Here is a 13515-nt window from a genome sequence, read left to right as displayed (position 1 = left end):
CGGTCGCCCGGGGCCCCGTCAGTCGTGGTCAGCGTGTTCTGGCGATGGGTCGAGGCGGAGCAAATGCCATTGCCATGCGTCAAGTCCGACGAACAGCCCGTCGACGAGATCGTCGCCGGCGCGGTCGAAACTCATGTCTTGGGTCGGGTCGGTGAGCTGCCACCGGTTACCACGCAGGTCCGGCCACGGTACTCTCACGTGACCTGTTGCTGGCGCATCGCTCAGATTCACGACGATCAGCCACCGGGTGGCACCGTCCCAGCTCCAGGCGACCAGGTGTTCGAAGCTGTTCTCGCCTGGCCACCCCGACCGTTCACACGGTTGCCAGTGCCCGTGCCGAAAGGTCGGGTCGGCGGCAGCCGCTAAGAGCCGGCGGTAGAAGGCTGCGAGCTGGTCATCGGCCGGTTCGGTGGGGAAACGGCCGAGGAACACCGGAAGGCGTACCCTCCACCCCGACAGCTGGCCGTGGTGGATGAGCCGGGCCCCAGTCTGGGTCAGTGCCGTCACCGCCGCCGCCCGTGCGCGGCCGGCCCCGAACGCCGTCGCGGCCCGTGGCTCGTCGTGATTCTCCACGAACCGGACAAGGGCGTCCTGATACGTGCGCTCGGCCTGCAGGTGGAGCCGCACCTCGTCGGGATTATCGCCGAGAAGGCGGTCATACAAACGCTTGTCGTAGCAGTAATCGAAGCCCTGCTGCATCAGGGACCACTCAAGATTCCAATAGGCCTCGGCGAGGAACACGAAACCGGGATTGGTTTCACGGACGGCGGCGATCAGCGTTGGCCAGTACTCTGTGCTCGGCGCAGGACCGACCCGGGCACCCCAGGTGCGGGCGAAAACGTCGTTCATGACCAGCATTGCCATGTCGCACCGCACCCCGTCGCACTGATCGGCGATCGATTTCACCGTCTCCACCGCCGCCGACCGCAGGGCCGGGTCGAAGGCGTTGAGCTGAACGACATCCGGCCACGCCGGGAAGTAGGGGTCCCGCCCGTTGGCGAGCACCCGGCCGCCGACCTCGACGAAGGATGACGGATCCAGGTCCCGGTCCGCGGCAGTTCCCGGTACGAAGAGCTCGGGCGCCCCCGTGGTCCACGGATGATCCGGTGCGACATGGTTGGGCACGAAGTCCAGGATCAGCCGGAGGCCCCGCGCCGCCAGCGCCTCCCGGGCGGTGGAAAGCCCGGCAGGGCCACCCAGGCGGTCATCGACCACATAGTCCCTGACGCAGTACGGCGACCCGACGACGTCCTCGGCACGCCAATCGGGCAGAGCGGCCTGGAAATCGGACCGCAGGGCTGGATTTGCCAGTGCGATCCCGATGCCGGCGGGGCTGCGACGCCAGACCCCCATCAACCAGACCGCATCGAAGCCCAGTCCGGCAATCGCGTCCCAGTGCAGGTTCGGGACGGAGCCCAGATCGATTGGTTTGTCTTCTTCCACGCTGATGGATTCGAGCCATGCCCATGTGTTGATCTCGTAGATAAAGGGGTGGGCTACCGGTGGCGAGAGCCCCGGTGGTCGGGCCGCCGCCGTCTCGTCCATTACAGCGCCCTCGCCGAACATGGCTCTCCGGACACGGGCCGGGTCCTTAGTCTCGCTGGACATGGGTTCCCGGTTCCGTTTCCGGCGGTCCTGCCGCGGTGGTTGGGTCCGCGTTGTCCTGGAACACCATCCGGTCGCTATGGCGGGGTGGGTCGAGAAGAAGATCCGCGACCAGAGCCGTCCACCCGGTCTGGTGCATGGCGCCGAGTCCGGCCCCGTTGTCGCCGTGGAAGTACTCGTAGAACAGCAGGTTGTCCTTCCACGCGGGATCGCTCTGCAACAGATCGACGCCACCATAGACCGGCCTGCGTCCGTCCGGCCCGGGGAGCCAGATGCCCACCAGCCGATCGGCGAGGTCACCGGCAATCTCTCGTAGGGTCAGGTGGTGACCGGAGCGGGTGGGATATTCGACGGTGAAGTCGGGACCGAAGAACTGGTCGTACTGCAGCAAGGCACGGATGATGAGGTAGTTGACCGGCAACCACACCGGTCCTCGCCAGTTGGAATTGCCGCCGTACATCGCGGTCCGCGATTCGGCCGGTTCGTACTGGATTGCAGCGGTGGGCAGCCCTGGAACCGTGTATGGAGTGTTGTGCCGCTTGGAGATCGATCGCAGGCCGTGGGGAGAGAGGAAGGCCTCCTCGTCGAACAAGGTGCCGAACAGCCGGGCGAGTTTGTCCCTCGGGACGACCGACAGCAGCGTTCGCCGGGAGTTTCCGGTGCCACGGACCTGCCAGTCGAGGATCTCGTGCCGATCGGTCTGTTCCAACCGGAGGGCGAACCGCTTCCGGAGCCGGCGGTTCCGGTCCGTGTCCTGGGTGGGGAGCGCGACCGCGGGCAGCGCCGGGATCAACCCGACGAGGGTCTGTACCTTGATCGGGATGCTGACCCCGGAGGGGTCGGTGAGCCGGTCGTAGAAGAAACCGTCCTCGGTGTCATAGCAGCCTGAATCCTCCAGTGCGTCCATGATCAGCACGGTCTGTTCAAGGAATTTCACGACCATGTCCTCATAGGCGGCGTCGTGTTCGGCGAGTTTGGTGGCAAGGGTGAGCATAGCCACGGAGTAGTACGCCATCCACGCGGTGCCGTCGGCCTGGTCCAGCTTGAAGCCGGGCGGGAGGTGCGAGCGGTCGATCGGGCTGATGTTGTCCAAACCCAAAAAGCCGCCACCAAACAGGTTGTTTCCGTCCGGGTCCTGCCGGTTGAGCCACCAAGTGAAATTCAGCAGCAGCTTGTGGAACACCCGTTTCAGGAAGTCCAAGTCAGTGCCGCCGTCGATGACGAACACCCGGAGGGCGGCCAGCGCATGGACGGGTGGATTGACGTCGTCGAAGCTCCACTCATATGCCGGGAGCGCCCCGTTCGGATGCTGGAACCACTCCCGAAGGAGCACCAGCAGCTGGTATTTGGCGAACGCGGGATCCAGGTGGGCCCAGGTGACGGCGTGAAACGCCAGGTCCCAGGCCGCGAACCACGGGTACTCCCATGGGTCGGGCATGGCAAGCACGTCGAACGAGTCCAGGTGCCGCCACCCCGTGTTCCGGCCGTTACGATGCCCGGCCGGCGGGACCGGTTGGGCGGCGTCGCCGTCCAACCACCGGTTGACCCGATACGGGTACATTTGCTTGCTCCAGACGAGCCCCGCGCAGGACTGGCGCATCACCCGCATCGGCTCGGCGCCGATCTCAGCGGGGGCGATCGCCGCATAGAACTCGTCCGCTTCCCGCTCCCGGTCTGTCATGACGTCATCGAAGTAAGAGTCGAACCACCGGGTAGGGGGCGCGGTTTGGTCCGGGACCGGCCGGTGCAGCCGCAGTCGCAGCTCGACCCGCCCCCCGCCCGGCACAGTCACCTGATACCACCAGGCTGCCTTCGTACCCTGATGGTGCGGATTCACGGTGTCCGCGCCGGAGACCACGTGGTCGTTGATGCCGTCCTTCGGATAGGCGGTGACCGGAGGCGCCCCGAACAGTCGGGCCGTATTCGTCTCGTTGTCGCAGAACAACGCCGTCGGCCGCACTCCCTCCTTGGTGGGAGCGGCATCGAGCCGGTAGCCGGACAGCCGTGGGTGCTCGACCGCGACCCCGTCCCCGTCCAGGAACAACGACGGCGCCTCACCGCCCGAGACCCGCCACGTGTTGCGGAACCACATGGTAGGCAACACCGAAAGCGCTGCTTCCTCGGGAGAGTGGTTCTCGATGGTGATCCGGGCAAGTACCTCGGTCGGTGAGGCCTTCGCATACGCGACATCCACGGACCAGTACCGGCCGCCTTCGAAGACACCGGTATCCAGCAACTCGAACTCGGGTTCGTCCCGGGAACGACGGGCGTTCTCCTCGATAAGCTGCTGATAGGGAAACGCTGCCTGCGGGTAGTGATACCGCCACCGCAGCCATGCATGGCTGGGCAAAGCATCCGGGTACCACCAGTATTCCTTGACGTCCTCCCCGTGGTTGCCCTGCGGACCAGTCAGCCCGAACATCCGCTCCTTCAGGATCGGATCCGCCCCGTTCCACAGCGCCAACCCCAAGCACAGGTCATGGTGAACATCGGACAGCCCTGCCATGCCGTCCTCGTTCCAACGGAACGCACGGGACCGGGCATGATCATGCGGAAAATACTCCCACGCGTCACCACTGTCGCTGTAGTCCTCCCGAACCGTGCCCCAGGCCCGCTCCGACAGGTACGGCCCCCACTCGTACCAGGGATTTGCCGTGATCAGGTCATCCTCCGCCGCACCCGTGGCCTCGGCCAGCCGGGCATGTTCCGCGGTCACACCCCGAGGTTCCGCGGTCGGCGTCGTCGTGTCGTCGGTCATGGGGTCCTCCCAAGGAAGCGGTGCCGGCCGAACCTCTCAAGACATGCCCGGATGGCGGCCCACGACGTGGTCCACCGACCCTCTGCGACGTCATGCGCCGCGCCGGGTGTGCCCTCTGGCATGACGATAGCAGGCGGCGCACCGCCCTCGTTGCCCCGGAGCAAGAATTCACCTGCCGTTCACGTCGTCCCGTCTGGTCCGCCGGGAGGGGACTGTTTCGATGGCGCCGGCCGCCGTAGGCTATGGGCATCCATCACACCGAGGAGGCACTCATGCGCACGGCACATCCCACAGTGCAGGCCGATCAGGTACGGCATCTTTCAGAGAACCTCATTTCTCAGCTCACGAAGGGGAGAGAATGGGCCACTCCCGGGGTCGAGGCGGCATTGCAAAAGGCGATCGCGGGGCTCGATACCGGGATTGAATCCGCGTCCCCGAGGATCCAGGCCGGTCTGCGGCGGCTCGCTGACGAGCTCGCCGGCGGAGTGGAAACTCTGGCTCCCCGTGTCCACGAGGGTCTGAAGCGGGTCGCACCTAATGTTGCCCCGGCACCCGCCCAGGCTAAATCGCGGCGGACAGCGTCCGGGAAAGCCTGGTTGATCGCCGGGGCGGTGGCTGTCGCGGTGACCGCGGGACTCGCGGCCTGGCACTTTTTTGGGCCGGCCGATGAGGAGCCGGTGCCATCCGTGAATGCGCAGCGTACCAGCGGCGCGAACCCCGACGCGGATGCCGGTCCCGCAGAGACCCGGACCTGAAGCAATCAGGACTCCGGGCGGGCCACGGCTGGCAAGGGGGCCGACGCTCAGTCCAGGGGCAGCGTTATCGTCACACAGGTTCCTGCGGCGGCGGATGAATCGATGATCACCTCTCCGCCAGCAAGGCCCACGGCCACGCGCATGAGGCGCAGTCCCATGCCCGTGTGCCGGCCAATCATGGCTGCCGGCACGTCGAAACCACCGCCGTCGTCGGTCACTTTCAGCTGAACGCCGTGGCTCATGCCGTGGGTGACGCAACCGAGCCGGACCGTCACCGTTGATGCTTGCGCGAATTTATAGACATTGCTGAGGAGCTCCTGCGCCGCCCGGTACAGAAGAGTTGCGGACTGTCGGTCTACTTCCATCCGGTGGCGCGGAGTCTCCAGATGCACCACGATGCCGCGTTTGCGGAGGGGAAGGGTCAGGCGGTCAATTGCGCCGGTTAGCCCAAGAGCATGGAAATCGACCGGGTGTGTATCAGTAAGGACGCCACGTACAGCGACGACGTCATCGCTTAGTAGTGATTTCATGTTCTTACTGTGCGCCCGCGTCGTTGGCATTTTCCGGAGCCGCGCCGAGGGCAGCGTGAAGTCCCGCAGTCGTCAGCTTTGTGTGCGGTGATTCATCCGGGTGACTGACGATTTGATGGAAGCTGAAATCCGATCCTCCATTGCGCGAACGCCGCCTACCGCCGCCGGACCCATCTGTTGCCTGGCCCGGTTCACCGCGTCGCGGACTTCGCGACGCACTACCCGTTCATTCTGGCTCGACGACTTTTCTCTCGTTTCCCTTGCTAGATCGAGCAGAGCGTGCGGAGCGTAGTGATTGACGCTCATGTCCGTGAGGAGGGGTAACTGCACTCGCAGATCCTGCTCGATGGCAGTGCGAAGGGGACCCAGTCGAAGCAATTGAGTGAGGAAATCCGGACTCAATACCGGCGACGGCGGCGCCTGGGGGCCAAGGCGTTCCCGTAGGTGGTCCTTCATTTTCATTGCTGTTCCATCGAACGTCAGCCACCATGCAAGGTAGCCCATGGGTGATGGTCCAATCGTCCGTCGATACTCGATGACGCCGACTGAGTTTTCAACGTCGTGGGCAACCAGGCGGGACCGCGTCCCTCGGTCGGCTCCGTAGTCACCTCGTTGACGCCTTCTCTCGTGAGTCTCATTCCATAGTTCCTGGACTACGCCCCTAAGTTCCATCGATGCGGCATCAGAGTACTCCAGGAGATTTTTGGTCTCGATAGAGAATTCGTCGGCAAGGTAGTCGCTGACGTCCTGCAACGGCTGTTCGCGTCCACAGATGTCCCTTTGCCAGTCCAAGAATTCATTCTCTGGCCGGCCCGAGAGCACGAAGGCCGAGTAGAGGAAGGGGACTCTTCCGGTCCAAGTCGTCGTTCTGTTGTGGCCATACGCAACGGCCAGGTTGAGGTGTCTTTCAACTTCTTCCACGACTCCTTCCGTTACGAATAGGAGCAACCCGGCGTCTACCGCTGCTCGCATCAGAACCGTAAAGTGGCGCTCCTCCGGATCGTCTACCAGGCTCTCTCCGATAAGCGGCAGGATCGCGGTGGTGTCCATCCATATGTCGCCTTCACTGAAGACGTTAAGCATGACTTTCTGGACGTCCGGGGTCTGTTTCAGGAACGCGAAAAGAGTGTATGCATCAGCCAGCCGCCGAAGATGGGACTGCGTTTGAGGCGAAGGTTGCTCCAATACATGCATAATGGCCGCGGCCGCGGCATCAGAACTGAGCCCGCTGATGCCGCCATTTGCTGTAATTCTGTCTGCTATGGCGACAGGGCTGAGTTGGAACGGTTCTCCTGTTTCCACGGCTTCGGCAAAAGACTCACCTCGTTCCAAAAGTGTTTCTTCCAACACCGTTCGTAGTTGCCGGGAAATCTCCGTCAACTGTGTTTCGTTCAGTGCCTTCGGTGCTTCGAGGGCTCGAACCGCCACAGTGAGTTTCGCATCCAGAACAGCTTCATCAAGAAGGAACGTGGCTGTCTGATCATTTATCCTCTTGGCCTCCTCAAAACTGAGATGGTAAGTGTCCTCAGATCCGGAAGCTGATTTGTGCTGTTTGACGGGCCCCTTCCGGGACAGGCGGTTCAATGCGCTCAGGGTCAGGGCATCGACCTGCCCTCGCTTCCCCACGGGCATGCGCAGGGCGACGCCGTCCTGGATTTCGCTCAGGCTGAGCCTGCTATCTGTGCTCGAATCGTGAAGCGCCGCCAAGACCAATGAATCGAAGCAGCTCTTGGTAAGACTCTGATCGGTTGCCTGATCCACGCCGTCGAGTGCCAAGTGCAGCACCGCGACCTTGCTCTCATCCGCGGTCAAGGTCGATATTCTGTCGATGACCCCTCGTTTGGACAGAAGCGGATCGACAAATCTCTTGGCCAGCTCTTCACTTGCCACTCGTCGTTGAGGATAGGACTCCTCACGCTCCACAAACCACGACCGGTCCCGGATATCTACGGTTATGTTCCGGTCACGGCGAGACTCTTCCCTGAGTTCATCAGCAGCCGGACCAATCACCTGGTTGGTCACGTAGATCATGGTACTGACCGAAGGGAGATTCCTCTTGAGCGTGTCCAACGTGCTCGCAATTTTCGTCTTCCAACTCGCAGTGACAGAGTACTGAAATGCGACTTTTGGCACACCGTCAACCGTGAATATTTCGGCGTCTCTGCCCTTGTCTCCGTTCGGTGCTGCCATCGTCCGCAGGGCGGGATATTCGACGGCTAAGAACTCCGACGCGAACTGTTCAAATACCTCCCAATCTCCAGGGCCAATACGTTCCAGGGCGAGGGACAATCGCGGGTTCGGCATGATCGAATCATAACCACCACAATCATTCCTTGAGCAGAGCGGCTGGGTTCGAAGACGACAACTCTTCCGCTCCGCGCTCCGCAATGAGCCGAGTCAGAATCCCCGTGGCGGTTTTGCGCTGCTTCCGCGGCGCCGTCGTGTCCTCGATGACTATTGCCTCTAACGCCGCCAGGCGCGTGGTGCTACCCGCTGGTTCGGCTACAGGAAGCCGCCGAAATAGATAATCCCTGCTTACGTAAACGCGCACCCCCGGTTGGCTGTTTTGGTCAAAACTTCCCCTCGGAATCACCTGTCACAGGCGTCGTTGACTTTCATGTCTCCTGCGAGGACGATGTCGAGTGTAAGTCGATGATGGGGGGAATAACTCCGAGTCTGACCTGCCGAGAATACGCATGTTTGTCGATTATTCCCGCGCTAGATTTTGACTCTGCAGTGGAATATCGCTATTCGCGAAGCTCATGCTTCTGCATCTGTTTAATCAACTCCGAATCTGGGGATCAACGGAGAGAAAAATGTCTAAAATTACTTTTAAGCCGGTTGCAGACGCACCCGGGGTTTTTATATCTGAACCTACAGAATCCTGCCAGGGATATCGATTTCGTGCAATGGTGCACGGTCAAACAGCACTATTAACAGCAGACGGAAAGACGCCGGATCTCGTGGTCTCAAGGACGAAGAACCCTGGGTTTGACGTACTTGCGTTCAGTCTGTCAGGCATATGGGACGCGGCCGAGGACCTGGCCAGCCGCGCTTGGGACAAAATTAGCGATGTTCTGACTGATGACGGCGGCGGCGGTGCTCGCATACCAGTGAGCTCGGACGAAGCCGAAATCGTCACGACGACCCGGGCACCGGCACCGTTTAGTCCGCAAATCTAGACGCTCCGATTCAGTCACGTTTGGACCTGAGAAAAAGGACCGGGTGCAGGCCGCTAGCCGTGGCCTGCACTTGGCCAAACTGGGACCTGGAAAATCACCCAGGCGCGGGCATCGCTGGCAAAGTACACGCAGAACCGCACGGTCCATCGCTTCGAAACCCAGCCGCCTCACCGAACCAATGACACCACGATGCCTTGACGTGACACCACTATGGTGTCACTATGGTGGCATGGAACTTGGACAGTACGTCAGCGACCTGCAGCGCCAGCTAGTGGATACCGCGGAGAACGGCACGGAGGACACTCGCGCCGTCGCGGAGCGGCTCGCCGCCGGACTGGATGCCGCGGTGCGGCTCGTGCTACTCGACGTCCTGTCGGCCGCGGCCGGCGAGATCACCCGCGACCTCGCACCCGGATCGGTTGACATGCGGCTGCGCGGACGCGACATCGAGTTCGTAGTTACCCCGCCGAACGCCGAGCCCGACAGTGACGAGCGGCCCGCCGCAACCGTCGACCTCGAGGACGCGAGCACCTCGCGCACCACGCTCCGCCTGCCGGATGCCCTCAAGGCGCGGGTGGACGAGGCGGCGGCGGCTGACGGCATGTCCGTCAACACCTGGCTGGTCCGTGCGATTGCGGCCGCTATCCAACCGAAGCAACGACGATCCACGCAGCGCACGCTGCGCACCGGCGACAACTTTGCGGGCTGGGCGCGCTAACCCGCTCAACCACCCACCTTCACCATTTCCCGGCCACGCGGACCCGCGGGGCCATATCAACACGCGTAGAGAAAGGGAGGCGTCAGTATGCCCACCTACAACACCCCCGGCCCAATCGACCTCGCCATCAACCTGCAGGTCGGCGCAATCGATGTCTTCGCCAGCGACCGCGCCGACACGGTGGTGACCGTGTTGCCGACGAACCCCGAGAAGGCGGTCGACCGCCGAGGCGCGGAGGAGACCAGGGTCGACGTCGATGGCCAGCGGCTCACCATCACGGGCCCGCGGCCCCGCCTCAGCTGGATCGGCCCATCCGAGTCGGTCGATGTGAAAGTCGAGCTGCCGACGGGGTCGCGGCTCGCCGCCGAGATCGCGGTCGGCGGCCTGCGTACCGTCGGCCGCCTCGGCGCCACCCGGATCAAGAGCTCGCTTGGCCCCGTGGATGTCGACACCACCGGCGACCTGTGGCTGCGCGCCTCGCACGGCAACGCGACCGTGGGCACCGCAGAAGGCGGGGTCGAGATCACGGCCGACCACGGTCAGATCCGGATCGGCACGGTCACCGGCGACGCGATCCTCAAGGCCTCGCATGGCACCATCCAGGTCGGGGATTCCGGCGGCGACCTCGACGCGAAGCTCTCCTACGGCGACCTCGAGATCCCAAGGGCACGCGGCTCCGTTACGGCGAAGACCGCTTACGGCAGCATCCAGCTGGGAGAGGTCTCAAGCGGTTCCATCCAAGTCGAAAGCGGCTTCGGCCAGGTCACCATCGGCGTGCGGCCCGGCGTTCCCGCCTGGCTCGACCTGTCCTCGAAGGCAGGGCACGTGCGCAACGAGCTCGACGGCGACGGCGCCCCCGACGCGTCGGAACAGACGGTCGAAATACGTGCACGCACGCAGCACGGCAACATCAGCATCCATCGCGCGCGGTGAATCCGGGCACCCAACAGAAGGGAACGACACTCATGAACACGCCAGCGATCGCAGTCCACGGGCTGCGGAAGTCCTACGGCGGAAAGGTGGTGCTCGACAACGTCGACCTCACCGTCAACGCCGGCACCGTCACCGCGCTGCTCGGCCCGAACGGCGCCGGGAAGACGACCACTGTGCACATCCTGTCCACGCTCGTGCGGCCCGACGGCGGCACAGCGTTCGTCAACGGATGCGACGTCGTGCGCGACCACGACGGCGTGCGCGCCGCGATCGGCCTCACCGGCCAGTTCTCCGCGGTGGACAAACTGCTCACCGGCGAGGAGAACCTCCTGCTGATGGCGCGGCTGCGCCACCTTGGGGCGAAGCGCTCGAAGACCCGGGTGGTCGAGCTGCTCGAGCAGTTCGACCTCGTCGACGCCGCCCGCAAGCCGCTCGCCACCTACTCCGGCGGGATGCAGCGCCGCCTCGACCTCGCGATGACCCTCGTCGCGACACCGAGCGTGATCTTCCTCGACGAGCCCACCACCGGCCTGGACCCGCGCAGCCGCCACACCATGTGGGACATCGTGCGCAGCCTCGTCGCGGACGGCACCACCGTCCTACTCACCACCCAGTACCTCGACGAAGCGGACGAACTCGCGGACCGCATTGCGGTGCTCGACGGCGGCCGCATCGTCGCCGAGGGGACGCCGGACGAGCTCAAGCGCCTGGTGCCCGGCGGGCACATCCGGCTCCGGTTCGCGGATGCCGCGGCGCTCGACACCGCCTCCCGCCTGCTTGACGAGTCCGATCGCGACGACGCCGGGCTCGCGCTCACCGTGCCGAGCGACGGCGGGGTCGGCGCGCTGCGCACCGTGCTGGACCGCCTCGATGCGGCCGACGTCGAGGTCGACGACCTCAGCATCCACACCCCGGACCTCGATGACGTGTTCTTCGCGCTCACCGGCCGGGCCGACCTGAAGGGAACAGCATCATGACCACCATCACCGCCCAGCGCAAGACGGCCCCGGGCACCAGCCGACAATCGCACGTCGTCGCCGACTCGATCACGATGCTGCACCGCAACCTGCTGCACATGGTGCGCTACCCGGGCCTGTCGGTGTTCACCATCGTGGGGCCGGTCGTGATCCTGCTGTTCTTCGTGTTCGTGTTCGGCGGCACACTCGGTGCCGGCCTGCCCGGGGCGGATCCGGCCGGCGGGCGGGAAGCGTACGTCGCGTACATCATGCCGGGCATCCTGCTGCTGACCATCGCGGGCAGCGCCGGCGGCACCGCGACGACGGTCGCGATGGACATGACCGAGGGCATCACGGCGCGGTTCCGCACGATGGCGATCTCGCGGGCTGCGGTGCTCGCCGGGCACGTGCTCGGCAACACCATCCAGGCGATCATCGCCGTCGCGCTCGTGCTCGGCGTCGGACTGCTGATCGGCTTCCGCCCGACGGCCGGAGCGGTCGAGTGGTTCGCCGCCGCCGGTCTGCTGGTGCTGATCGCGTACGCGATCAGCTGGCTCGGCGTCGCCATGGGCATGCAGGCGAAGTCGGTCGAGACAGCCAGCAATTGGCCCCTCGTGCTGACCTTCCTGCCGTTCCTCAGCAGCGGTTTCGTGCCGACCGAGTCGATGCCGGAGTGGCTGCAGTGGTTCGCGCAGTACCAGCCGTTCACGCCGTTCATCGAGGCCATCCGCGGGCTGCTGCTCGGCACCCCGCTCGGTTGGAGCCCGGCGCTCGCGGTCGGATGGTGCGTGGTGATCGTGGTCGCCGGGTACGCCTGGTCGATGGCGATCTACGAGCGGAAGTCGGTGCGCTGAGCCCAGGTCCCACCGGATTACAGCCGGCGGCCGCGAGTCCATCGCGGCCGCCGGTTCTGTTCACACGTGGAGGCCGGCAGCTTGTTGCGGCGTCAAGGGAGCTGATGGAAGCTATGCCTTTGTGGTCTGATGCTTTGCCCGTTCGTCGAGAACGGCAGTGGCCATGACTAGGCGCCCGGGTAGCGGAACCAATGCCTCACGGAGCCAGAGCGCGTCCATGTAGGCATGGAACCGGTCTGGATTGACATGTAGTTCCTCGGCTACGGCCAACACCTGATTGTGAGCCGTAAGGTAACGTGCCGACGACATGCGGTTCCGTCGCCGGTGCAGCTCCAAGCGCACGTCCATATTGGCCAGATCGAGGGCCGCCTCGGCTTGGGCTCCTTTGTCAAGATCCAGCAATCCGAGCGGGGACCGGCCGTCGACTGCGATGATCTGCTTGCCGTGCAGGTCTCCATGGGACCACACCAGCGGATCCGGGGCCGACCGAAGCAAATTCGTCGTCACATCCTCTGCCGCGGCCCGCAGGGCACTTCCTTGAGGCGACATTTCCGGCACGCTTTCGAAGTGGCGCAGCCAGCGGTTCACGGATCGCCACAGATCCGCTGCTTTCACCTCTGCTGAGCGGAGCGGCAGGCTGTTCAGAACGCTGCGTGCGGCGCTGCCGTGCGGGGCGCTCAGCTGAGCGACCCACGAGCGCGACCATTTCTCCCATGCCCACGCGAACGATTCGTCGCTGGCCGTGGAGTCGTTCTCGCCCAGCTCGTTCAGGGTCGGTCCCGGGACGGTGCTGAAAACGATGACATCCTCGGAGCTGCGAAGGATCCTGGGGGTCGTGAAGGTACCGGCGGCGTCCAGGAGAATGTCCACGTGTGCGCAGCGTTCGGCGGATGCGATGGCCTGCCCTGGCCGGAAGATCTTGATGTAACGGCCCTCCGCCCGGACTACCGCCCGTCTGTGGGGCCGATACGCAATGAGTTCGCCTTGCTGCGCTTCTGCCCGCAATGCGGGCAGTTCAGGATCGTCCAGCGGCACGAGTTCAAAGCGCCCGTGGCGCAGATAGGCTCCACGGAGGGCGGGGGTCCGGCCCTGGCTGAGGACCTCCAGCACGTAGTCGCCTGGTCTCTTATCGAACCAGGCCCGGCAGACGCACCAGGTTGTGCCTGTAGCTTCGTCGGCGTATTGCGGGGCGGGCAGGTACCAACTCATGGGATCAGCTCCAGC

Annotated in this window: 10 protein-coding genes; 5 read left to right on the top strand and 5 right to left on the bottom strand. The window is 64.2% G+C overall.

Going from position 1 to position 13515, the window contains the following annotated elements; genetic code table 11:
- Window positions 1-18: 18 nt before the first annotated feature.
- Both AC1DR1_RS05005 and AC1DR1_RS05000 read right to left on the bottom strand, forming a co-directional pair.
- Complete coding sequence (locus tag AC1DR1_RS05005) at window positions 19-1608, bottom strand: alpha-amylase family glycosyl hydrolase (RefSeq protein WP_229992013.1); 1590 nt, start codon at window positions 1606-1608, stop codon at window positions 19-21.
- Entirely contained in the window at window positions 1592-4363 is a 2772-nt protein-coding gene (locus AC1DR1_RS05000; protein WP_476992255.1) for an MGH1-like glycoside hydrolase domain-containing protein, read from the bottom strand. Before AC1DR1_RS05000 ends, AC1DR1_RS05005 begins: the two co-directional genes overlap by 17 nt.
- A 272-nt stretch (window positions 4364-4635) precedes the next feature.
- Between AC1DR1_RS05000 and AC1DR1_RS04995 the strand changes: the two genes are divergently transcribed.
- Complete coding sequence (locus AC1DR1_RS04995) at window positions 4636-5118, top strand: hypothetical protein (RefSeq protein WP_229992010.1); 483 nt, start codon at window positions 4636-4638, stop codon at window positions 5116-5118.
- Window positions 5119-5165: 47 nt separating this feature from the next.
- Here AC1DR1_RS04995 and AC1DR1_RS04990 read toward each other — a convergent pair whose 3' ends face one another.
- Both AC1DR1_RS04990 and AC1DR1_RS04985 read right to left on the bottom strand, forming a co-directional pair.
- Complete coding sequence (locus AC1DR1_RS04990) at window positions 5166-5648, bottom strand: sensor histidine kinase (RefSeq protein ID WP_229992009.1); 483 nt, start codon at window positions 5646-5648, stop codon at window positions 5166-5168.
- A 72-nt stretch (window positions 5649-5720) separates the two neighbouring features.
- The gene (locus AC1DR1_RS04985; protein ID WP_229992008.1) at window positions 5721-7952 is read right to left on the bottom strand and encodes a hypothetical protein; all 2232 of its coding nucleotides are present in this window, start codon (window positions 7950-7952) and stop codon (window positions 5721-5723) included.
- A gap of 1107 nt (window positions 7953-9059) precedes the next feature.
- Here AC1DR1_RS04985 and AC1DR1_RS04980 point away from each other — a divergent pair.
- The 4 genes from AC1DR1_RS04980 to AC1DR1_RS04965 all read left to right on the top strand — a co-directional run bounded on the left by AC1DR1_RS04980 (window position 9060) and on the right by AC1DR1_RS04965 (window position 12291).
- Window positions 9060-9548, top strand: coding sequence for a type II toxin-antitoxin system HicB family antitoxin (locus tag AC1DR1_RS04980; protein WP_229992005.1), 489 nt, complete (start codon window positions 9060-9062; stop codon window positions 9546-9548).
- A gap of 87 nt (window positions 9549-9635) precedes the next feature.
- Window positions 9636-10481, top strand: a complete 846-nt coding sequence (locus AC1DR1_RS04975) for a DUF4097 family beta strand repeat-containing protein (protein WP_229992003.1) — start codon at window positions 9636-9638, stop codon at window positions 10479-10481.
- Window positions 10482-10513: 32 nt separating this feature from the next.
- The gene (locus tag AC1DR1_RS04970; protein ID WP_229992002.1) at window positions 10514-11458 is read left to right on the top strand and encodes an ATP-binding cassette domain-containing protein; all 945 of its coding nucleotides are present in this window, start codon (window positions 10514-10516) and stop codon (window positions 11456-11458) included.
- A complete protein-coding gene (locus AC1DR1_RS04965) occupies window positions 11455-12291 on the top strand; it encodes an ABC transporter permease (RefSeq protein ID WP_229992001.1) in 837 nt (278 codons plus the stop codon). Before AC1DR1_RS04970 ends, AC1DR1_RS04965 begins: the two co-directional genes overlap by 4 nt.
- A gap of 111 nt (window positions 12292-12402) precedes the next feature.
- Here AC1DR1_RS04965 and AC1DR1_RS04960 read toward each other — a convergent pair whose 3' ends face one another.
- The gene (locus tag AC1DR1_RS04960; protein ID WP_229992000.1) at window positions 12403-13500 is read right to left on the bottom strand and encodes a hypothetical protein; all 1098 of its coding nucleotides are present in this window, start codon (window positions 13498-13500) and stop codon (window positions 12403-12405) included.
- Between the last annotated feature and the right edge of the window lie 15 nt (window positions 13501-13515).

The sequence above is a fragment of the Arthrobacter sp. P4_F10 genome (assembly GCF_056401435.1).
The sequence above is the reverse complement of the archived record's forward strand: the minus strand, read 5'-3'. Positions and strand labels throughout refer to the sequence as shown.

Bases quoted from the DNA above. Each gene is read 5' to 3' on its own strand.
- AC1DR1_RS05005 (WP_229992013.1), bottom strand. From the start codon at position 1,608: ATGTCCAGCGAGACTAAGGACCCGGCCCGTGTCCGGAGAGCCATGTTC.
- AC1DR1_RS05000 (WP_476992255.1), bottom strand. From the start codon at position 4,363: ATGACCGACGACACGACGACGCCGACCGCGGAACCTCGGGGTGTGACC.
- AC1DR1_RS04995 (WP_229992010.1), top strand. From the start codon at position 4,636: ATGCGCACGGCACATCCCACAGTGCAGGCCGATCAGGTACGGCATCTT.
- AC1DR1_RS04990 (WP_229992009.1), bottom strand. From the start codon at position 5,648: ATGAAATCACTACTAAGCGATGACGTCGTCGCTGTACGTGGCGTCCTT.
- AC1DR1_RS04985 (WP_229992008.1), bottom strand. From the start codon at position 7,952: ATGCCGAACCCGCGATTGTCCCTCGCCCTGGAACGTATTGGCCCTGGA.
- AC1DR1_RS04980 (WP_229992005.1), top strand. From the start codon at position 9,060: ATGGAACTTGGACAGTACGTCAGCGACCTGCAGCGCCAGCTAGTGGAT.
- AC1DR1_RS04975 (WP_229992003.1), top strand. From the start codon at position 9,636: ATGCCCACCTACAACACCCCCGGCCCAATCGACCTCGCCATCAACCTG.
- AC1DR1_RS04970 (WP_229992002.1), top strand. From the start codon at position 10,514: ATGAACACGCCAGCGATCGCAGTCCACGGGCTGCGGAAGTCCTACGGC.
- AC1DR1_RS04965 (WP_229992001.1), top strand. From the start codon at position 11,455: ATGACCACCATCACCGCCCAGCGCAAGACGGCCCCGGGCACCAGCCGA.
- AC1DR1_RS04960 (WP_229992000.1), bottom strand. From the start codon at position 13,500: ATGAGTTGGTACCTGCCCGCCCCGCAATACGCCGACGAAGCTACAGGC.